23 protein-coding genes and 1 other annotated feature are annotated in these 22,082 nt (G+C 37.3%); of the genes, 4 read left to right on the top strand and 19 right to left on the bottom strand.

Translation table 11 applies throughout. The annotated features are described in order from the left end of the window. Nucleotides 1–74 precede the first annotated feature (74 nt). The 10 genes from greA to alaS all read right to left on the bottom strand — a co-directional run bounded on the left by greA (nucleotide 75) and on the right by alaS (nucleotide 9,546). Nucleotides 75–551 (bottom strand): transcription elongation factor GreA, encoded by a 477-nt coding sequence (gene greA / locus AC2CGR_RS16145; RefSeq protein WP_000179966.1) that lies wholly within the window; start codon nucleotides 549–551, stop codon nucleotides 75–77. A 279-nt stretch (nucleotides 552–830) separates the two neighbouring features. Continuing rightward, nucleotides 831–1,469, bottom strand: coding sequence for a uridine kinase (gene udk / locus AC2CGR_RS16140; RefSeq protein WP_000537078.1), 639 nt, complete (start codon nucleotides 1,467–1,469; stop codon nucleotides 831–833). Nucleotides 1,470–1,486: 17 nt separating this feature from the next. Then, a complete protein-coding gene (locus AC2CGR_RS16135; protein WP_000217969.1) occupies nucleotides 1,487–2,767 on the bottom strand; it encodes a peptidase U32 family protein in 1,281 nt (426 codons plus the stop codon). Between the two features lie 18 nt (nucleotides 2,768–2,785). Continuing rightward, entirely contained in the window at nucleotides 2,786–3,715 is a 930-nt protein-coding gene (locus AC2CGR_RS16130; RefSeq protein ID WP_087965837.1) for a peptidase U32 family protein, read from the bottom strand. A gap of 7 nt (nucleotides 3,716–3,722) precedes the next feature. After that, the gene (locus AC2CGR_RS16125) at nucleotides 3,723–4,364 is read right to left on the bottom strand and encodes an O-methyltransferase (RefSeq protein ID WP_087965839.1); all 642 of its coding nucleotides are present in this window, start codon (nucleotides 4,362–4,364) and stop codon (nucleotides 3,723–3,725) included. A gap of 202 nt (nucleotides 4,365–4,566) precedes the next feature. Beyond that, on the bottom strand, nucleotides 4,567–5,637 hold the full coding sequence (mltG, locus tag AC2CGR_RS16120; RefSeq protein ID WP_087965841.1) for an endolytic transglycosylase MltG: 1,071 nt from the start codon (nucleotides 5,635–5,637) through the stop codon (nucleotides 4,567–4,569). A gap of 217 nt (nucleotides 5,638–5,854) precedes the next feature. Continuing rightward, the gene (locus AC2CGR_RS16115; protein WP_000392247.1) at nucleotides 5,855–6,133 is read right to left on the bottom strand and encodes a DUF1292 domain-containing protein; all 279 of its coding nucleotides are present in this window, start codon (nucleotides 6,131–6,133) and stop codon (nucleotides 5,855–5,857) included. A gap of 12 nt (nucleotides 6,134–6,145) precedes the next feature. Beyond that, nucleotides 6,146–6,559 (bottom strand): Holliday junction resolvase RuvX, encoded by a 414-nt coding sequence (gene ruvX, locus AC2CGR_RS16110; protein WP_001221193.1) that lies wholly within the window; start codon nucleotides 6,557–6,559, stop codon nucleotides 6,146–6,148. A 3-nt stretch (nucleotides 6,560–6,562) separates the two neighbouring features. Beyond that, nucleotides 6,563–6,829 carry an IreB family regulatory phosphoprotein gene (locus AC2CGR_RS16105; protein WP_000348590.1) on the bottom strand — a complete coding sequence of 89 codons (267 nt, stop codon included), beginning with the start codon at nucleotides 6,827–6,829 and terminating at the stop codon, nucleotides 6,563–6,565. Nucleotides 6,830–6,903: 74 nt separating this feature from the next. Then, entirely contained in the window at nucleotides 6,904–9,546 is a 2,643-nt protein-coding gene (alaS, locus tag AC2CGR_RS16100) for an alanine--tRNA ligase (protein ID WP_000811834.1), read from the bottom strand. A gap of 40 nt (nucleotides 9,547–9,586) precedes the next feature. Then, nucleotides 9,587–9,806 (bottom strand) — a binding site (T-box leader). A 220-nt stretch (nucleotides 9,807–10,026) separates the two neighbouring features. On the opposite strand from alaS, the gene AC2CGR_RS16095 reads away from it, so the two are divergent. After that, nucleotides 10,027–10,371 (top strand): PH domain-containing protein, encoded by a 345-nt coding sequence (locus tag AC2CGR_RS16095; protein WP_087965843.1) that lies wholly within the window; start codon nucleotides 10,027–10,029, stop codon nucleotides 10,369–10,371. 39 nt (nucleotides 10,372–10,410) lie between these two features. Here the strand turns inward: AC2CGR_RS16095 and AC2CGR_RS16090 are convergent, their stop codons facing one another. Then, complete coding sequence (locus AC2CGR_RS16090; protein WP_087965845.1) at nucleotides 10,411–11,478, bottom strand: AI-2E family transporter; 1,068 nt, start codon at nucleotides 11,476–11,478, stop codon at nucleotides 10,411–10,413. Nucleotides 11,479–11,654: 176 nt separating this feature from the next. Between AC2CGR_RS16090 and AC2CGR_RS16085 the strand changes: the two genes are divergently transcribed. Beyond that, the gene (locus AC2CGR_RS16085) at nucleotides 11,655–11,867 is read left to right on the top strand and encodes a hypothetical protein (protein ID WP_087965847.1); all 213 of its coding nucleotides are present in this window, start codon (nucleotides 11,655–11,657) and stop codon (nucleotides 11,865–11,867) included. 35 nt (nucleotides 11,868–11,902) lie between these two features. Here the strand turns inward: AC2CGR_RS16085 and AC2CGR_RS16080 are convergent, their stop codons facing one another. The 7 genes from AC2CGR_RS16080 to cymR form a co-directional block, all read right to left on the bottom strand. Further along, the gene (locus AC2CGR_RS16080) at nucleotides 11,903–12,031 is read right to left on the bottom strand and encodes a YrzQ family protein (protein WP_001053553.1); all 129 of its coding nucleotides are present in this window, start codon (nucleotides 12,029–12,031) and stop codon (nucleotides 11,903–11,905) included. Between the two features lie 18 nt (nucleotides 12,032–12,049). After that, nucleotides 12,050–12,238 carry a hypothetical protein gene (locus AC2CGR_RS16075; RefSeq protein WP_000469281.1) on the bottom strand — a complete coding sequence of 63 codons (189 nt, stop codon included), beginning with the start codon at nucleotides 12,236–12,238 and terminating at the stop codon, nucleotides 12,050–12,052. Nucleotides 12,239–12,365: 127 nt separating this feature from the next. After that, nucleotides 12,366–14,702: an SF1B family DNA helicase RecD2 gene (gene recD2 / locus AC2CGR_RS16070; protein ID WP_087965849.1), complete on the bottom strand. Its 2,337-nt coding sequence runs from the start codon at nucleotides 14,700–14,702 to the stop codon at nucleotides 12,366–12,368. Nucleotides 14,703–14,798: 96 nt separating this feature from the next. Then, nucleotides 14,799–15,458: a tetratricopeptide repeat protein gene (locus AC2CGR_RS16065; protein WP_000066393.1), complete on the bottom strand. Its 660-nt coding sequence runs from the start codon at nucleotides 15,456–15,458 to the stop codon at nucleotides 14,799–14,801. A gap of 110 nt (nucleotides 15,459–15,568) precedes the next feature. Continuing rightward, a complete protein-coding gene (gene mnmA / locus AC2CGR_RS16060; protein WP_001038008.1) occupies nucleotides 15,569–16,684 on the bottom strand; it encodes a tRNA 2-thiouridine(34) synthase MnmA in 1,116 nt (371 codons plus the stop codon). Nucleotides 16,685–16,700: 16 nt separating this feature from the next. After that, nucleotides 16,701–17,846: a cysteine desulfurase family protein gene (locus AC2CGR_RS16055; RefSeq protein WP_484481001.1), complete on the bottom strand. Its 1,146-nt coding sequence runs from the start codon at nucleotides 17,844–17,846 to the stop codon at nucleotides 16,701–16,703. A gap of 35 nt (nucleotides 17,847–17,881) precedes the next feature. Continuing rightward, nucleotides 17,882–18,298, bottom strand: a complete 417-nt coding sequence (gene cymR, locus AC2CGR_RS16050; protein WP_000704116.1) for a cysteine metabolism transcriptional regulator CymR — start codon at nucleotides 18,296–18,298, stop codon at nucleotides 17,882–17,884. Between the two features lie 292 nt (nucleotides 18,299–18,590). Here cymR and AC2CGR_RS16045 point away from each other — a divergent pair, with 292 nt between their 5' ends. Continuing rightward, nucleotides 18,591–19,877, top strand: a complete 1,287-nt coding sequence (locus tag AC2CGR_RS16045) for a replication-associated recombination protein A (protein WP_000812937.1) — start codon at nucleotides 18,591–18,593, stop codon at nucleotides 19,875–19,877. 37 nt (nucleotides 19,878–19,914) lie between these two features. After that, nucleotides 19,915–20,556, top strand: a complete 642-nt coding sequence (locus tag AC2CGR_RS16040) for an RsfA family transcriptional regulator (protein ID WP_087965855.1) — start codon at nucleotides 19,915–19,917, stop codon at nucleotides 20,554–20,556. 464 nt (nucleotides 20,557–21,020) lie between these two features. Here AC2CGR_RS16040 and AC2CGR_RS16035 read toward each other — a convergent pair whose 3' ends face one another. Next, nucleotides 21,021–21,788, bottom strand: coding sequence for a tRNA threonylcarbamoyladenosine dehydratase (locus AC2CGR_RS16035; RefSeq protein ID WP_000903177.1), 768 nt, complete (start codon nucleotides 21,786–21,788; stop codon nucleotides 21,021–21,023). Between the last annotated feature and the right edge of the window lie 294 nt (nucleotides 21,789–22,082).

Raw genomic sequence — 22,082 nt, 5'->3', positions numbered from 1 at the left:
TTATAGTTTGGACGGAGTGTTTCATCTTTTATACAAATAAAAAAATCACTCGCTTTTACACGAGTGATTTTTAATTATTTTACAGAGATAATCTCTACTTGCATTTCTCCACCTGGCGTTTGGATTGCTACCTTCTCACCAATTTGCTTACCTAATAAGCTTTTTGCGATTGGAGAATCGTTAGAAATTCTTCCTTCAAATGGGTCTGCTTCTGCGCTACCTACGATTGTGTAAGCTTCTTCATCTCCATTTGGCAATTCTTTAAATGTTACTGTTTTACCTAATGTAACAACTGTAGACTCTTCACCGTTATCTGTGATGATAACTGCATTACGAATCATGTTTTCTAATTGTGTAATACGTCCTTCTACGAACGCCTGCTCATCTTTTGCCGCATCATACTCAGAGTTCTCAGAAAGATCTCCGAAGCTACGAGCGATTTTAATGCGCTCTACAACTTCTTTACGTTTTACCGTTTTTAAATCCTCAAGTTCGTTCTCTAACTTTTGCTTACCCTCTTGCGTCATAGGGTATGTTTTTTCTGTTGCCATATTTTCCACTCCTTTTATATACCAATCCCCCGAAAAAAAAGAGGAGTTCCATATGAAAACTCCCCCGCTTATATGTATAGCGGAGGTTTCTAGTACCCCTGTACTAGCGGAGTTGTCACATACAACCCCGTATTCCCAATTCTTCTTTATATAAAGAAGATATGTATGGAAAGTTGATATAAATATGCCCTCACCTATATATAGATGAGGTTGCATGTTTCATTGTATTCGATAGGAAGGGAAAAAATCCCTTCCTATCGTATATCTTTTACTATGCTATTACAAATTTACTTTTTGTTCAAGAATTGTTGCAATTTTTGTAACCATAATATCAATTGCAACATGGTTTTGTCCACCTTCAGGGATAATAATATCCGCAAATTTCTTAGAAGGCTCAATAAATTGATTGTGCATTGGACGTACAACATTTACGTATTGATCAATAACTGAATCCATCGTACGACCGCGTTCTTTAATATCACGCTGCATGCGGCGCAGAATACGAAGGTCAGCATCTGTATCAACGAATAACTTAATGTCCATTAACTCACAAAGACGTGGGTCTTCTAAAATAAGAATTCCTTCTAAAATGATTACATCTTTCGGCTCAACTGGAATAATTTCTTCTGAACGCGTATGCAATGTATAGTCATATACAGGCTTATCAATTTGCTCATATGCAAGCAACTGCTGCAAATGTTCAATTAACAGATCATTATCAAACGCAAGCGGATGATCATAATTTGTTTTTAAACGCTCTTCCATTGGTAAATGGCTTTGATCTTTGTAATAATAATCTTGCTCTAAGATTAAAATAGAATGACCTTTAAAATGGTCAAAAATCGCTTTCGTTACACTCGTTTTACCTGATCCCGAACCACCAGCAATTCCAATTACAACAGGCTTATTCGTCCCCATTCGACTATCACTCTTTCTTATTGAAGTATGCTTTTGCGCATCATATTATTCACATACACTGGTTGATCCACTTTGAATTTCACGATTTGCAACGGATGTCTCGCTGCATCTAATTCGTTTCCATCCTCATCCCAAATTTTCTCCACCGTTTGCGTAAAGTTTTCTATTTCTGGTCCAAAGAACTCCACTTCATGTCCTGGTTTGAAATGATTACGTTGCTCAATCGTTACGATGCCCGTTTCTTCATTATAATCTAACACTAAACCAGCGAAATCATACGTTGTTTTCTTACTATGATTTCCAAACATTTGCTCTTGATGTCCTGGAACCCCTTCAAAGAATGCAGGAGCTGTATCACGATTTGCACATTTATCAAGCTCATCTAACCATTCTTGCTTAAACTCAAAGTTATCGGGATCCGCACAATATGCATCAATTACTTTACGGTATACTGTCGCTACCGTCGCTACGTAATGGATTGATTTCATACGTCCTTCAACTTTTAAGCTATCAATTCCAATTTCAATCATTTTCGGAATTGATAAAATTAAATTTAAGTCTTTTGGACTCATTGCAAAGTGAGCATCTTCTTCTTGGAATAGAGGAAGCTCTTTCGCATCTTTATGTTGTGATACTGTTTGAACTAAATCATAGTCCCAGCGACAAGATTGACAACAACCACCACGGTTAGAGTCACGCGCTGTCATATGGTTACTTAACGTACATCTTCCTGAATATGCGATACACATTGCACCATGGACGAATGCTTCAATTTCAATATCCACTTTTTCTTTAATTTCTTTCATTTCTTCATAGCTTGCTTCACGAGCTAATACAAGACGATGTAAACCTTCTTCTTTCCAATACTGTGCTGCTTTCCAGTTGGATAGTGATTGCTGTGTGCTTAAATGCACCTCAACAGAAGGCGCTACACGTTTACACGTCTCAATAATAAGCGGATCAGCAACGATAATTCCCGTTACACCAGCTTTTTCGATCCCTTTTAAATATTCCTCTAGCCCGTCCATATTTTCATTATGCGCAAAGATATTTGTTGTTACATATATTTTTGCTCCATATTTCTTTGCAAATTCCACACCTTCTGCCATTTCTTCCAGTGTAAAGTTACCTGCATTCGAACGAAGACCAAATTCTTGTCCACCTAAATATACAGCATCTGCCCCGTAATGGATAGCTACTTTTAATTTTTCTAAGTTACCCGCAGGGATTAACAGTTCAGGTTTCTTCACAATAACGCGTTTGCCATCGATCACTCGTGAAATTTCTTGTACAGTCATTTCCTACACCCTCCTCGTTTAGTAAACCGTCTCTTTAAAGAAGAATCCTGTATCTAACGGACGATTTACTGGTTGCATTTCTTCTATCTCTTTATATAAATCGTCTTTCACGTCATAATACGCATCACGATCTTCTACACATAAATCAATTGCTTTACGATATTTCTTCGTTACCTCAATAATGTATGCAGAGCTTTTTAGTACACCATCAATTTTTAAGCTATCGATTTCAGCATCAATTAGCTCTTCTAACTCATCGATGAAACAAATATCATTTGGACTCATAATGTGAGTACCATTTTCATCTTCATAAATTGGGTATTTATTGTTACGCTCTGGGTCATATAAGAACATATTCTCTTCATATTTTTTCTTTTCAATGTCAAGATTACGTCCTTGATACTCAAAGTAGTTTCCTACTAATGAACGCTTCGATTGGAACATACAAGTCATACCGTGAATTTGCACTTCAAGTTCCACTTCAGCATTTTCTTTTAATTCAACAATTTCATCTAAGCTAAGCTCACGAGCTAATACAGCACGTTTTGCTCCTCTTTGTCCCCAATAGTTACAAGTAAACCAGTTTGTTGCTGTTGTTTCTGTATTCCAGTGCAATTGCATATTTGGCGCTACTTCGCGAACCGCCATTAATACTGCTGGATCTCCGAAAACAATTGCATCTACATGTACTTCATTTAAAAATGCAACATAATCTGTTAATTCTTCTACTTTATCGTTGTGGAACATAGCGTTCATTGCTACATATACTTTTACACCATTTTCATGTGCAATCTTCACAGCTTGTTTCACATCTTCACGTGAAAATTCCCCTGCTAAACGTAAACCAAACTTTTGCTCACCGATCATTACCGCATCTGCTCCTGCTTTCGCAAGAGGTTCGATATCCGCCACTGCTTTTGGCGTTACTAACAATTCAGGTTTCTTCATACCTTGGTCACCCTCTCTTTTTACTAACAGCTACTCCATCACCAATTGGGAAAATCGTTGTATCATATCCTTCATGGTTCATAAGCCATTCATTGTACGTCTTAATACGACGGATTAAACCACGTGTACGTCTGTTTTCAATTTTCTCTTTTGTCGTTACAAGACCATGGTACATAACATTATCTGAAATAATTACGCCTCCAGGATTTAATAACGGTTCATATAAGTCAAAAAAGCGACGATATTGTCCTTTTGCTGCGTCAATAAAAATAACGTCAAATGTTCCATGTTCTTCTACTTGTTCGCCTGTTTCTAACGCATCACCGTAAATAACGGAAATACGCTCTTTAACTGGTGAACGTTCTATATATTCAAGTGCTTTTTCATATCGATCGCGATTGCGCTCAACTGTCACAATGCGAGAATCTGGAATAGCTTGCATCATACGAATACTAGAATAGCCAATTGCTGTACCTAGCTCTAAAATGCTCTTCGGTCCAATTAAACGTAAAAATTGCAACATAAATTCCATTCCAAGTCGATCCATAATCGGCACATGATTTTCTTTCGCATAATCTTCCATTTCAAGAATTAATTTATCTTTCGGATCAATAAATGATAATAGGTACTCGTTAACTGCATCCTCCATAATGGTCCTCCTTATTTACATGGAGAAGTGCCTCTATGACGTCTTTTCACACATAGAATGCAATAAAAATACAAGCCAGCTTTACCCTTAGCTTGTACGTCCCGTTTTGATATTAAAAACGATTCTTCTGCCAGTTTTTAACCCGATATATTTTACCACAAAAAAGAGGGATGTGCGACCTTTTTCGCTATCCCTCCCCATTTCACTGTTTTTTCGTAATATATTTTTGCTTTAGTGCATTATGCTCTTCCAATGTTTTCGCATAGTACACTTCACCAGTTGGTGCAGCTAAGAAATAATAATAATCTGTTTGTGCAGGCTCTAACGCTGCTTCCACTGAATGTTTACCAGAGTTGGCAATCGGGCCAACCGGCAATCCTTTCACAACATACGTATTGTACGGTGAGTTTATCTTTAAATCTTCATATAATACACGTTGTTTATGCTTTCCAAGTGCGTATAATACCGTTGGATCAGTTTGCAGAGGCATACCTTTTGCTAAACGATTATAAAAGACACTAGAGATCTTTTGACGATCTGTAAAGCCTGTTGCCTCTTCTTCAATAAGTGAAGACAATGTTAAAAGCTGATGAACATCCCAATTCTTCGCTTTCATTTTCGCCTCGTTTTGAACAATGATAGCATTCGTTTTTTCAAGCATTGGAATGACAATTTCTTCTAACTTCGTATCTTTTTTATAGAAAGAGTACGTCGCAGGATATAAATACCCTTCTAATGGATATTTAATATTGCTATCAAAGATTTTATCCGTTAACAATTTCGGATACTTTTGCTGCATTTTTTGAATAAATGCTTTATCGTTTAATTGACGTACGACATCATCTTTATTCCACTTTAATTCGTTTGCAACCGTTTCTGCAATTTCAGTTACTTGTGCACCTTCTTTTATCGTCACTTTATAAAGAGCTGGACGATGTACATTACCAGATGACATTTGCTCAATAACATCTTTCGCACTCATTGAAGGATTTAATAAATATGTACCCGCTTGTAAATTTTTAGATTTAGCCTTTGTATAAAAACTAAAAACTGTACCGTTTTTCACAGCACCTTTTTCTTCTAAAATCTCACCAATTTTACTAGTAGATGATCCCTTTGGAATTTCTACTTCAATCTCTTTTTTATTCCCGTTATCAACTGGTCCTAATGCGGATGAAATATACGCATAGACTGAACCACAAACTAAAAGCAGTGCAATAATCGAGAATAAAAAAATGCGTCTACGCTTCTTTTTCACTTGATTCTCTACCAAAACTCTTCCTCCTTATTCAATTGTAGGCCATATGTACATCTTTCTATACAACACGATGAAAAATCACAATAAATTTACCTATCATTTTTGACAGATACTTTATTTTCTACAATCCGTCTCATTATACTACAAAGGATTACGCAGTTTCGACAAAAAATCTTTCATTTTACATATAAAAAAAAGATGGACGATATATCGTCCACCTTTTCAGTACTTATTATTCAGCTTCTTGCTCATCAGCTAGAGTGTTGAACATTTCTTGTACCATTTCCCACTCTTCTTCAGATTCGATTGGAAGTAAAGTTCCGCCCTCTTCTTCATTTTGCTCATAAGCCATTGCATCGTAAATTTGGTCTCCATCTTCGTCTACTTCACCGATTGGAGAGAAGACTACGTATGATTTTTTGCCAAATTTTTCAGCGTCAAAAGTGAAAATAATTTCACATAAATGTTCGTTACCTTTTTCGTCTACAATTGTAATTTGATTTTCTTCCATTTTGGTCACCTCTTATTTACTATCTAAAAATCCTTGTAAGATTACGACTGCAGCCATCTTATCAATTACTTGCTTTCGCTTCTTACGGCTTACATCGGCTGAAATGAGTAAACGTTCCGCTGCCATCGTTGACAAACGCTCGTCCCACATTACAACGTCTAATTGTAACAGCTCTCGTAGGTTTTCTGCAAATTGTTGGCACGCTTCACCACGTGGGCCAATTGTACCATTCATATTTTTAGGTAAACCTACTACTATTTTGTCCACATTGTACTGCTTTACTAACTCAGAAATACGATCAAAACCAAAGTGACCTCGTTCTTCGTTAATCTTAATTGTTTCTAATCCTTGTGCTGTCCAGCCCATTTCGTCGCTAATTGCAACTCCGACTGTTTTTGTACCTACATCTAAACCTAATATCCGCATAAACTACTCCTCACGATGATGTTTCAAGTAAGACTTCACAAGCTCTTCAATTAACTCATCACGTTCAAGCTTGCGAATGATGCTACGTGCATCTTTATGGCGAGGTATGTATGCTGGGTCTCCACTTAATAAATAACCGACGATTTGGTTAATCGGATTATAGCCTTTTTCTTGAAGTGCATCATACACAGTTAAAAGTACATCATTTACATGGACACTCTGTTTTTCATCTTGAATGCTAAACTTCATTGTTTTATCAAAACCGTCCATTTCAAGCACCTCACTTATATAGTAAGTATAGGGAGAAGAACTTCTCCTCCCTACCATTGTACACTACTATCTCTTTATTTTGAAACAGATTTAACGTACTCTTGTACAAACGCTAAAGCTTCCTCAACTTGCGCTGGGTTTTTACCGCCCGCTTGTGCCATATCAGGACGGCCGCCACCGCCACCGCCACAACGAGAAGCTACTTCTTTCACAAGTTTACCAGCATGGTATCCTTGGCTAATTAAATCTTTCGTTACGCCAGCTAAGATGTTTACTTTGTCATCATTTACAGACGCTAATACGACAACCGCAGATTCTAATTTATTTTTCAGATCATCCATCATCGTACGTAAGTTGTTCATATCTGCAACATTTACTTTCGCCGCTAATACGTTCACACCATCAACTGTCATTACTGAATCAGTTAAGTTTCCAGCTTCAATATTGCTTAATTTTGCTGCAAGAGATTCGTTTTCTTTTTGAAGTTGTTTTACTTCAGCAAATAAACCATCTACTCTTGTTAAAATATCTTTTGGATTTGTTTTCATTTTTCCAGCTGCTTCTTTTAATAAACCTACTTGATCGTTCATTAATTCATAAGCAGACTTACCAGTTACTGCTTCAATACGACGAGTTCCTGCACCGATACCAGACTCAGCAACGATTTTGAAAATACCGATAGAAGCTGTGTTATCAACGTGACAACCACCGCAAAGCTCTAAGCTATAATCGCCAACTTGTACAACGCGTACAACATCACCGTATTTTTCACCGAATAATGCCATTGCGCCCATTTCTTTCGCTTCTTCGATTGCTTTTTGAGAAATCTCAACATCAATACTTTCCCAAATTTTCTCGTTTACGATACGCTCAATTTTTTCTAATTCGTCAGCTTGTACTTGACCGAAGTGAGAGAAGTCAAAGCGTAAACGTTCAGAAGTTACAAGAGAACCCGCTTGGTTAACGTGCGTTCCAAGTACATCTTTTAATGCTTGGTGTAGTAAGTGAGTTGCTGTATGGTTCTTCACAACGCTACTACGGTTTTTCGTATCGATAATAGCTTTTACAGCCGCATCTTTCGTTAATGTACCTTCTTCAACAACAACTTTGTGCAAGTTTTGGCCGTTTGGTGCTTTTTGTACATCTTTTACAAGAACTTTCACACCATCAGCAAGAAGGTAACCACGGTCTGCAATTTGTCCACCGCTCTCAGCATAGAATGGTGTTACATCAAGCATTAATTGTCCTTCTTCACCTGTTTGTAAGCTGTCTGTGTATTCGCCATTTTTCACAAGTGCAACAACGTTACTTTCTGTTGCAACTGTACCGTAACCAACGAATTCGCTCGCTACTTTCACTTCTCCAAGGACACCGCCTTGAACTTGCATAGAATCAACATCTTGACGAGCAGCACGTGCGCGCTCACGTTGTTTTTCCATTTCATTTTCAAAGCCTTCATGATCAACTGTCATACCAGCTTCTTCTGCATATTCTTCTGTTAATTCAATTGGGAAACCGTATGTGTCATATAGACGGAACGCATCTACTCCAGAAATAACAGTTGTTTTTTCTTCTTTAGCTTTTGCGATAACTTCAGCTAAAATTGCTTCACCATCATGAAGTGTTTCGTGGAAACGCTCTTCTTCATTTTTCACAACTTTTGCGATGAAATCTTTCTTTTCAAGTACTTCTGGATAGAAGTCTTTCATTACTTCTCCAACAACCGGTACTAATTCAAACATGAATGGACGGTTGATGTTTAATTTCTTCGAATAACGAACCGCACGGCGTAATAAACGACGTAATACATAGCCACGGCCTTCGTTAGATGGAAGAGCACCGTCACCAACAGCGAATGTTACTGTACGGATATGGTCAGCAATTACTTTAAACGCCATATCTTTTTCTAAGTCACCATTACGATATTTCTCACCAGAGATTGTTTCTGTTGCACCAATCATCGGCATGAACAAGTCTGTGTCAAAGTTTGTAGGCACATCTTGAACGATAGATGTCATACGCTCTAGACCCATCCCTGTATCGATGTTTTTCTTAGGAAGTGGTGTATATGAACCGTCTGGATTATGGTTAAATTGAGAGAATACAAGGTTCCATACTTCTAAGTAACGCTCGTTTTCTCCACCTGGATATAATTCTGGGTCACTAAAGTCATTACCATAAGCTTCTCCGCGGTCATAGAAAATCTCTGTATTCGGTCCACTTGGTCCTTCACCGATATCCCAGAAGTTTTCTTCTAAGCGGATAATACGCTCTTTTGGAACACCCATTTTCTCATTCCAAATTGTGAATGCTTCTTCATCTTCTGGATGAATTGTAACGGATAGTAATTCTTTATCGAATCCGATCCATTTGTCGCTCGTTAAGAACTCCCAAGCCCAAGTAATTGCTTCTTCTTTAAAGTAATCACCGATTGAGAAGTTTCCTAACATTTCAAAGAATGTATGGTGACGAGCTGTTTTCCCTACGTTTTCAATATCGTTTGTACGAATTGATTTTTGAGCATTTGTAATACGTGGATTTTGCGGGATTACACGTCCATCAAAATATTTTTTTAATGTTGCTACACCACTGTTAATCCATAAAAGAGATGGATCCTCATGTGGAACTAGTGATGCACTAGGTTCTACTGCATGTCCTTTTTCTTGGAAAAAGTCTAAAAACATTTGACGAATTTGTGCGCCTGTTAGTTGTTTCATTGTATTTTCCTCCTTAAATATAAAAAACTCCCGCCCCTATAAAAGGGACGAGAGTTAACTCGCGATACCACCCTAATTATGAATTGATTACTATAACAATCAATTCATCACCTCATGGTGCCGTAACGTGGCAAGACGGCAGTGATTAGCTGCTCTCAGGATTAGCTTTCTGTTACCCTTCATTTAAAGCTTCTTTCAGCCATATGGAAGCTTCTCTCTATAAATGGACTGTAACGTACTTGTTCCGTCATTGATTTAATGTATTATATGACTAAATATAATAGAATTCTCTTAAGTTTGTCAATGTAGATAATCATTTATATTATATCAATTACTTATTAATCATAGCTATTCTACTATTCATTTTTAACAGCCTTTTCATATATTATGCATACATTAACAAATTGCACTACCTCTATTGACTTTTCTGAATATTTTATTTTTTATAATTAAATCATTAATAATAAAGGAGCGATTATAATGACAACCTTATTGCATAAAGCTAAAAATATGTTAACGACTGACGAAACGATATTGTTTTACGTAGCCTGTTCACTAGACTTATTTATTTATCGTTCCGTCGCAAGGCCAGGATTGCTAATTTTAACAAACAAAAGGCTATTCTTTTTTGGACCAGATGTAAGTAAGAATCCAATATTTGAAGAGTACTCTTTCGCAAAAATTTCTAATCTAAAAGAACAAAAGCGCCTTTTCAACAATCAAATTGTATTTACGTATGATAACGAATGGAAAAAAATAAAACATATTCAAACAAATGATGTAAGCTCTCTCGTTCAAAAAATAAACGAGCAACTCTCTAAATAATGATAAGCCCTCTACTTTTATAAGTAGAGGGCCTTCCTATTACACATCTTCTTTCTTCCAAAGAGGCCTTACATGAACAATCACCGTACGAATGACCGCTAAAACAGGAACTGATATTAATAACCCTACAATTCCTGCCACTTCTCCCCCAACTAGTAGTGCAAGCATAATAATGACAGGATGCATGCGAAGCGACTTACCAACAATGTAAGGGGATAAAATGTTACTTTCTACGAATTGCAAAATAGCAATCGTAATCCCCGCTTTAACGAGTAAACTTGTTGATACCGTTGCCGCAATCATCAATGTCGGGATCGCCCCTAAAATAGGGCCAAAATACGGTATTATATCCGTCACCCCAATAATAATCCCGAGTAATAATGGATATTTCATACCGATAAACCAAAAGGAAAGAGCAGATACGCCCCCTAATACTAAACAAACAAATAACTGTCCTCGAATATAACTTCCTAGTGATTTATCAATTTCTTTCGCAAGCATTTGCCCCGTACCTCGCCATTTACTTGGGACTAGTTTCCAAAAGATATGATAAAACTCACCATAATCTTTTAATATGTAAAATACAATGAACGGTATTAAGAAAATAATGAGCAATGAATCGAGTACACCACGAGCTGTACTCATCACTTTATTTAAAAGTGCTTGTATCTTCGTCTCTACTCCAACAAAAATTTGTTTCACCTTTTCATGAATAAATGACGGGAAGTTCGCTGTTTGTTCTGTAACACCATCCATCCAAGAATCATACATTTTTGTAAACTGCGGGAATTGTTCATTGATTTCTTGTAATTGCTTAATCACAACCGGCGTTCCTTTATAAATTCCATAACCAATTCCGCCAAAGAAAAGGATGTAAATGAGCAAAATAGCGAGTGTGCGCGGCATTCCTTCCTTATGAATTTTTTCAATTAAAGGATGCAATAAATACGCAATAAAACATGCAATAAGAAACGGTGTAATGGCCACTTTAAACACAAAAATAATAGGTGCCCATAGCGGCTTAATTTTTAAAAAGACGAGCAAACAAAGAAAGACAAGTAACAATAATCCTAAACGATATATCCAAATGATTTTAAGATTCTTCACATGAAAAACCTCCTCCACCTTTATTTTGAAAATAAATAGGGTAGGTTATGTGCAAAAGTTTTAAAATCTTTTCGTGCAGACCATACTGTTTTGTAAAGACATACATATACATAACGTAACAAGGACAACCACCCCTGAGAATGCAGCATGAAACAATATAATCAGGAGGGCTCATAATGGTTTTATTTATGCTCATATTATCTGCACTTTTCATGATTCTTGAATGGATTTGTATCGGGTTTGGTATTTGGAAAGGCTTCTTTGTTCGTTCCTCACGACAAGAAAAAGCGAAGCAATTATTTCATTACGGCATGCTTGGCGTTGGATGTTACGGCCTATCTTATCTCTTCTCTGAAATTGGACTTTTATATTTGCATACAAGTGCATAAAAAAACTCCCTTATCATGAAGGGAGTTTTTTACGCTTATAAATAAGATTTAATCATCTTACGTGCTTTTTTCATATTGCGTTTTGAAAATACATCTTGTTTGCGAGCATATTGATATGCTGCCGCTCCAACACCTAATGCGATTAATGAATTGCGTAGATTCAAAGTAAATCCCCCTTTTCGTTATCCGATCGTTCTTTCATTCTCATCAAATAAATCATCAAGAGAGCTTAGTGAACCATCTTCTTCTACTTGATGCGTATGGATTTTCCCCTTTGAAACCGATAATTCGATATAACAATTCCAGCAATAAAATTGGTTGACACCTATTTTTCCAATGTCTTTCCCTTTGCAATTTGGACAAATAAACATATAGCGTTCATCTCCTTACAGTCTCCCGGATTCTATTCGCCATTATGTCCAAACTGCATTCATTTATACATTGCTGGAGCCTTTCAACGTTATACGTTTGAAAGTTTCACTATATAATTTCACCTTGTTACATGAAATCATACGGTGAAATGTTTTCCACGTCCATTTCTTCGCCATTAACCGTTACCATCTGTACTTCTCCTTGTGATTCCTGCAATCTACTAGCTAAAGTCGTTTGACGCATTGCATCATCAAGGCGATTTACACCAGACTGAAAAGCAGCTTCCTCCCCGCAAATAATAAGGAACTTCTTACTTCTTGTAATACCAGTATAAATTAAATTACGACGTAACATACGATTATAACTTTTCACTATCGGCATAATCACAATCGGAAACTCACTACCTTGCGATTTATGAATGGAACAGCAATAGGCATGTGTAATTTGATTTAAATCTGGTTTTGTATATGTTACCTCAATTCCATCAAATGAAACGATAATCATATCTTGTTGCTCAACGTTTTCTTTCGCATAAAACACCGAAACAATTTCGCCGATATCACCATTAAACACTTGGCTCTCCGGCTGATTAACGAGTTGCAAAACTTTATCGCCTCTTCGGTATACAACATCACCGTAAGCAATTTCTTTACTCTTTTCTCTTTTCGGATTAAACACTTCTTGCAACGCTTCGTTTAGTACATTAATACCAGCCGGTCCACGATACATCGGGGCCAATACTTGTACATCTCTTGCGCTAAACCCTTTTGTCTTAGCGTTTTCGCAAACCTTCTTAACAACCTCAACAATTTGGGCTCCTGTGCAGCCGATAAATGAACGATCTTTTTGATTTTGCGCTAAATCTGGCGGAAGCGTGCCGTTTTTTATCGCATGGGCAAGTTGAATTACTGATGAACCTTCCGCTTGACGATAAATTTCAGTAAGCTTCACTGTTGGAACTGCACCTGCATTCAATAAATCTTTCAATACTTGTCCAGGTCCTACAGATGGCAATTGATCTTCATCGCCTACAACGATAACTTGAATGTTAGTCGGTAATGATTTAAATAGCTGATTTGCAAGCCAAATATCAACCATTGAAAATTCATCAATAATGAGTAATTTCCCTTGTACCGGATCTGTTTCATTACGCTGGAAAGACCCTTCTGGCGTCCAGCCAAGTAAACGGTGAATTGTACAAGCTGGAAGCCCTGTTGATTCACTCATTCGCTTCGCTGCCCTTCCTGTTGGAGCCGTTAATAATATCGGAAATGGATTATCATCACTGTATTCATTCGGATTTAACGATAGCCCGTGAAGTGACGCATACATTTCAACAATTCCTTTAATAACTGTTGTTTTCCCTGTTCCTGGTCCACCTGTCAATAACATCATCGGTTTATGAAGTGCCGTTTGAATTGCTTCTTGCTGAAACGGTGCATATTGTACGTTCAGTTGTTCTTCAATTTCACCTAATGTTTTTAACACTTCTGCCTCTGGAAATGAAGGTGTTTCTTCTTGATTCATAAGCCTGCGAATGGACTTTACAACACCTTTTTCAGAGTAGAATAACGTTGCTAAATACACTCGCTCTTCTTCTATGATGACTTTCCCTTCACTTTGCATCGTTTCAATACAGCCTACAATATCTTCCTCAGTCACTCTTCCTTCTTGATTGTTTAAAAGTGACATCGTTTCTCTTACAAGTTGGTCTTTCCTCATATAAACGTGACCAAGTTGTAATGAGACATTCTCTAACGTGTAAAAACATCCTGCGCGTACACGGTCGTCGTGATTACCCGATATCCCTAACGCACGCCCTATATCATCCGCTCTTCCAAAACCAATCCCGTCCACTTCTTCGATAAGTTGGTACGGGTTATTACGAATCACTTCTAATGTCATCTCTTTATATTGCTGGTAAATCTTAATAGAAAGTTTCGTTCCAAAACCGTAGCCATTTAAAAAGCTCATTACTTTCTCTAATCCTTGATGTTCAACAATTGTCTCATATATCTCCTGAGCCTTTTGTTTATTAACAACACCATTTAATGCCTCAGGGTCATCCATAATTTTAGAAATAGCATGTTCTCCGAGATGATCTACAATTTTTTCAGCTGTACGCTTTCCTATCCCTTTAAATAAATCACTCGCTAAATATTGCACCATACCGGCTTTCGTTTGCGGCAATTCTTTCTTAAACGTTTCGACCATATATTGTTTTCCATACTTCGGATGGTCTTTAAAATGACCTGTCAACGTAAACATTTCATCTTCATGCATGCGGGGAAAATGACCGTTTATCATTACTTTCTTTTCGTCGTACGTTTCATTCGTTTCAATGACTTTCATACTGACAACGGAATAGAGGTTTTCTTCGTTGTGGAAAATGGTATGAAGAACTTGCGCTTTTATAAACTTTTTCTCTTCCTCAAACAAATCCATTGCATGTTGATTTCCCATCTTTCCTCTCCTTTCCGGTTTCGTTTCACTTTAATGAGCAGTACATCCCCCACCTATTTAGATGAGGGATAACTACTCATTAACTATATTTTCATCTTATTCAGCTTCTTGCTCTAATAAACGAACACCATTACCAGCTAAAAAGTGATCTGGCTGAATTTCCGTTGCTTTCTTAAATAAAGCGAGAGCTTTCTCGTTATTATCTTCAAATACGTATGCAACACCTAAATTATAATACGCATCTGCATGCTCTTCATCCATTTCTAATACCTTTTCAAAGTAAGGCTTCGCCTCTTGAATATGTTCTAGTCGCGCAAAGCAAAGTCCACACTGGAACACAGCTTCTACATCGTTTTCATCTAATTCTGTTGCTCTTTGTAAGAACGGCAGTGCAAGACGATCATTTCCAAGTTGCACATGTGTAATACCTAGCATAAATGTTACATCAGCTGATTGTAATCCAGCTTGCATCGCTTGTTCAAATACAGCTTTAGCCTCTGCAAATTGCTCTTGACCGTAATATACATTTCCTAATCCATAATACGCAGCCGCTGATTTATCATCTAACTCTAATGCACGTTTATAAAATAAAATTGCTCTCTCACTGTCACCTAGTACATCTAATAAGTTCGCAAAATTAATGTATCCAAGCGCATCTTTCGGATTTTCTTCGATTGCTTCTGTGAAATTTTTAGCAGCTTCTTCCCAGTTTCCTTCTTGCATATATTGAATACCTGTTTCAAGTTTGTTTGACATGTCCTTCACCTCTACAACAAATTATAACAAAGAATGTATTTTCCAAGCGAACGAAAATTCGCCTTATGTAAAAGAAACCTCTAACCGCGAATCGGCAGAGGCTTCTCGTTTTATCCTAAATAATCCAATTTCTTACCGCTACGGTACACTTCATCAATTGTAGCACCGCCTAAGCACTCATCTCCATCATAGAAAACAACTGCTTGTCCTGGTGTAATTGCACGAATTGGCTCGTCACAAAGAATACGAACTGTATTTTCATCAACGATTTGAACCGTTACTTTATTGTCTTCTTGACGATAACGGAATTTCGCTGTGCACTTAAATTCTTTTTCTTTCGCTTTATTACTTACCCAGCCAACATTCGTAGCAATAACTTCATCGCCATATAGAAGTTCGTTATGGAATCCTTGATCAACATATAAAATGTTTTCTTTCAAGTTTTTCCCAACAGCAAACCACGGATCACCGTTACCACCAATACCAAGGCCATGACGTTGTCCAATTGTGTAGTACATTAAACCGTCATGCTTTCCTTTCACTTCGCCAGATAATGTTTGCATCACACCTGGTTGTGCTGGTAAATAGTTACTTAAGAAATCTTTAAAGTTACGTTCACCAATGAAGCAAATACCAGTACTATCTTTCTTCGCCGCTGTCGCTAAACCAGCTTCTTTCGCCATTTCACGAATTTGTGGTTTCTTCAGTTCACCCAGCGGGAACATTGTTTTTGATAATTGCTCTTGGCTTAATTGATTTAAGAAATACGTTTGGTCTTTATTGTCATCAACGCCGCGAAGCATTTTATATTCGCCGTCCATATAAGCAACGCGTGCATAATGACCTGTCGCTACATAATCTGCACCAAGCGCAATGGCATGCTCTAAAAATGCTTTAAATTTAATTTCTTTGTTACACATTACATCTGGGTTTGGTGTACGACCAGCTCGGTACTCATCTAAGAAATACGTAAATACTTTATCCCAGTATTGTTTTTCAAAGTTTACTGCATAATACGGAATACCAATTTGGTTACACACTTCAATTACGTCATTGTAATCTTCTGTTGCTGTGCAGACACCATTCTCATCTGTATCATCCCAGTTTTTCATAAAAATTCCGATTACATCATAACCTTGCTCTTTTAATAAAAGAGCCGCTACAGATGAATCGACGCCACCGGACATCCCGATGACAACGCGTGTTTCGTGAGGTAGTTTGTTCATCATGTCACCTCCCATGCTAATTTTGTGTTAATCGCTTCACGATTTTCACTGTTTCGTACGCCGCTTTCTCAACTTGCTCTTTCGTATTTCCAAGTCCGAAACTAAAGCGTACGGATGAACGTATTTGATCGGAGTCTTTTCCGAACATCGCCACTAATACATGTGATGGATCAATTGAACCAGCTGTACAAGCCGAACCACTTGATACTGCAATGCCAGCTAAGTCTAAGTTCACAAGAAACGGTTCAATGTTCATTCCTGTAAAACTAATATTAAGCACATGTGGTAAGCGATATTCTAAGTTTCCGTTTACCTCGAAAGTAATGTCTTCATTTTTGAAGACAGATACCATTATATCTTTAAACTCTTCATATTGGGCATTTTTTTGCTCACGAGTTTTTTCAGCTAGCATAATTGCATGTTGCAACCCAACGATACTCGGCACATTTTCAGTACCAGCACGGCGTTTTCTTTCTTGCTCCCCGCCTATTAATAACGGTTCAAATTTCACATTTGCACCAGCGTATAAGAACCCGACACCTTTTGGCCCGTTAATTTTATGAGCTGAAATTGATAATAAATCAATACCAAACTCTTTCACATTAATTTCTACTAAACCGTAAGCTTGTACCGCATCTGTATGGAAATAAGCTCGATGCTCTTTTAGCAGCTTACCTATTTCCGCAATTGGTTGCATCGTCCCAACTTCATTATTCCCAAACATAATAGATACAAGAATTGTCTCTTCTGTTAATGCCTTTTGTATGTCAGAAACTTGAACGCGTCCTGTTTCATCAACAGGTAAATATGTCACTTCAAATCCTTCACGCTCTAACAATTCACACGTATGCAAAATTGCATGATGTTCAATTTGTGTCGTTATAATGTGGTTACCTTTATGACGGTTCGCACGCGCTACACCGATAAGCGCTAAATTATCAGCTTCCGTACCACCACTCGTAAATATAATTTCATTCGGATTCGCATGAATGCTACGTGCACACGCGCGTCTCGCCTCATCTACTGCATGGCGCGTTTGACGTCCATAAAAGTGAATACTAGACGGGTTTCCGAATGTTTCTGTCATATATGGAATCATCTTTTCGACCACTTCTGGGTGAGTCGGAGATGTCGCAGCATGATCTAAGTAAATGCGTTCCATTAAATCTCCTTCTTTCCAAATCGTTTCACAAGGAATTAAATGTAAAACATATAGCCCCCGTGATTTTCTTCCTCATAACGTACTAAATCTTCTAACGTTGTACTATCTAACACTTCTTGCACCGCATCACGAACACGCATCCATAATTGGCGTTGTGCTGGTTCTTCTTCTTCTATCATTTCTACAACACTAATCGGACCCTCTAATACACGGATTACATCCCCAGCTGTAATATTAGCCGGCTGATCTGATAGTACATATCCGCCATATGCCCCGCGTGTACTCTTTACTAGACGCGCGTTACGAAGTGGTGAAATTAATTGCTCTAAGTAATGTTCCGATAAGTCATGTGCCTGCGCAATTGATTTTAATGAAATCGGACCTTCACCAAACTTTTTTGCAAGATCGATCATAATTGTTAAGCCGTAGCGGCCTTTCGTTGAAATCTTCATCTATTTTGCACCTCTTTTCAAATTTTCACTTCTATTGGTTATATCTTATTTATAAAAGAACACAATTTAAAATCCTATGAAATTATAGCATAATATAGTATTATAAGAAATTTCAACTTGTGTATCAAAATGATAACATAAAATCACATTGAAAAACTCGGAAATTATTACAATTGAAAGAAAAATGAAAATATTCATATTCATTTTTCCCACAAAACGGCATCCTATTTCAAATTCCACTAAAAAAAATGATACGATAGAAAGAGATTATACATTAAGGGAGACGGTAAAAATGAAACAACCACTCGCACATCGAATGCGCCCTACAAATATTCAAGAAATTATCGGACAACAACATTTAGTTGGTGAAGGGAAAATTTTATGGCGAATGGTCCAAGCAAATCATTTTCAATCTATGATTTTATATGGACCTCCAGGCACTGGAAAAACATCTATCGCGAGCGCAATTGCAGGAAGTACCGGAACCCCTTTTCGCCTATTAAACGCTGTTACTCACAATAAAAAAGATATGGAAGTTGTCGTACAAGAGGCAAAAATGCATCGACACCTCGTTTTAATTTTAGATGAAGTACACCGTCTAGATAAAGCAAAACAGGATTTTCTATTACCTCATTTAGAAAGTGGACTCCTTACCTTAATTGGTGCGACGACGAGTAATCCGTTCCATGCTATTAATTCTGCTATTCGAAGTCGGTGTCAAATCTTCGAATTACATGCATTAACAGAAGACGACCTTTTAATTGGCTTAAAACGAGCACTTGAAGATAAAGAAAAAGGTCTTGGGGAATATGATGTAACTGTTACGCCTGAAGCACTACATCACTTCGCAAATGCATCAGGCGGAGATATGCGTTCCGCTTATAATGCACTTGAACTAGCTGTTTTATCTAGCTTTACAACTGATGACAAAGCTGCGGAAATTACGCTAGAAATCGCCGAAGAATGCTTACAAAAAAAGAGCTTCGTTCATGACAAGGGCGGAGATGCTCATTATGACGTATTATCGGCATTTCAAAAATCGGTGCGCGGAAGTGATGTAAATGCAGCACTTCACTATTTAGCACGTCTTATTGAAGCTGGTGATTTACAAAGCATTGGTAGACGTCTTCTTATTATGGCATATGAAGATATTGGACTTGCCAGCCCGCAAGCTGGACCGCGTACACTGGCAGCTATAGAATCAGCTGAACGAGTTGGGTTCCCAGAGGCACGCATACCACTTGCAAATGCCGTTATCGAGCTTTGCCTATCACCAAAATCAAACTCAGCTTATAAAGCACTTGATGCTGCATTACACGATTTACGCAACGGGCAAACAGGCGACATCCCAAGTCATTTAAAAGATAGTCATTACAAAGGTGCCGAATCACTTGGAAGGGGCATTGGATACTTATATCCACACGACCATCCAAATGGCTGGGTAAAGCAACAATACTTACCTGATAAAATAAAAAACAAACAATATTATAAACCGAAAACGACAGGGAAATTTGAGCAAGCACTTTCTACTGTATATGAAAGATTACAAAGTTCGAATAAAACGAAAAATAAAGGGTAACATAAGCGAAAACGTCACCATTATGGAGGCTTCGCTTATGAAAACACGTCAAGATGCATGGACAAAAGAAGACGATCTCCTTTTAGCAGAAACTGTTTTACGACATATTCGCAGCGGCAGTACACAAATAAAAGCATTCGATGAAGTCGGCGATACATTGAATCGCACTTCAGCAGCTTGTGGATTTAGATGGAATGCTGAAGTAAGGCCGAATTACGAAGATGCGGTTCAACTTGCAAAAAAACAACGTAAAGAATTAAAACGCTCTGAAGCTAAAATAGAAAAAGAGCATTTCACGCAAACGAAACAACTCGTAATTGATGCCGAGTTTTCGGAAGATATTATGCCAAACAAGCAGGATCTTACAATGCAAAGTGTCATTTCATTTTTGCAAAACTTAGAGCACAATAACCCTTCACTCGCAAAGTTACAAACTGAAAATGACGTATTACAAGCTCAGCTCACGTCCCTGCAAAAAACGAATGATGAACTGGAAGCAAAACTAGCTGTACTCACAAAAAAACAACAAGCAATCGAAGAAGATTACGCTATGCTCGTTAGAATTATGGACCGCGCTCGAAAACTCGTTTCAGTTGAAGAACAAGAAGAACAGGTTGCTCCAATTTTTAGAACAGATCAAAATGGAAATTTAGATATTATATATTCTGCAGAGAATTAAAAACAGGGATGTCACTTTTTTTACTAAGTGACATCCCTGTTTTTTCTGTGAATGATGTATTGGTAAACAGAATTATATCAACGATTTTTTAATTATATCGACTATTCGACAAGGGATATCGATTTACCAACAAACGTTAACAAAATAAGTCGATTTGTTATAAAAATAAGCACCTAGGATTAATTGGATATATTTTACTTAAATGTTAATATAAATATATACGATCGAAGGGAGATGATTGCTATTTCATTCATAGTCTTCAAAATAACACTTGGCATTCTCGTCCTAATATTAGGTCTTTTTACCATTCATAGTTTAAAAAAGACCTCAGCTTATAAGTCGGATAAATACGATTATTATTTATTAGGATTACTTACATTTGAATTATTAGTATCGCAAATCTCAGCAATTCTTTAAAACATAATAGAAAAAGCATATATCCTAGACGGATATATGCTTTCTTTTTATTCTTGCCCTACACGCTTCACTTCTACGTTCTTAATACGTTCACGTACAACGTGACTTGCCATAATTAGGCCTGCCACAGATGGTACAAATGCATTTGATGAAGGCGGTAATTTCGCTTTACGAATTTTTGCATTTTCGTCTGGTACGATTTCTTTACGTACTTCTTCGCGAATTACGATTGGGTTTTCGTCAGAGAAGACAACTTTTACACCTTTTTTAATACCCTCTTTACGAAGCTTCGTACGAATGACTTTCGCAATTGGATCTGTATGTGTTTTCGAGATGTCTGCAATACGGAAACGAGTTGGGTCCATTTTATTTGCTGCACCCATACTTGAGATAATTTTAATTTTACGACGTAAACATTGTTTAATTAAATGAATTTTGAACGTAATCGTATCAGATGCATCTACTACAAAATCCAAGCCATGTTTAAAGAACTCTTCATATGTTTCATCGGTATAAAACATTTCTAGTCCAATTACTTCACACTCTGGATTAATGTCTGCAATACGCTCTTTCATTAATTCTACTTTTGAACGTCCTACAGTAGATACTAAAGCATGAATTTGACGGTTTACGTTTGTAATATCTACAACATCTTTATCAACTAATACGAGACGCCCAACTCCAGAACGTGCTAATGCTTCAGCTGCAAAAGAACCTACGCCGCCAATCCCTAAAATACCGACTGTACTATTTTTTAATATTTCAAGTCCTTCTTTACCGAAGGCTAATTCATTACGTGAAAATTGATGTAACATTCAGCTCTACACTCCTATTACAAAAATGGTCTACCATGTATTCTAGCGTTTTTCCGACTATTTGTATAGAAAAAGTTATAGAATTCCTAAAAATACATATTTCGAGAATGAAAACATAGACCAGAATTTTATTTCTTCCTAAATACATGTTTAAAAAAGAGGATTCAGAGAACCGAGCAGATCGAGGCGCTGAAGCCAGGAGGAGCGCAGTGTAGCTTTAACTACTCGAGCACCGGACTGGCGAGGCAACGATGAGATGCGACAGTTATCTGAACCGGACTTTTTAAACTTCCT

It is taken from the genome of Bacillus sp. LSHTCR4 (assembly GCF_057197025.1).
Note: the sequence above shows the minus strand (reverse complement) of the source record. Positions and strands in the feature narration are given on the sequence as shown.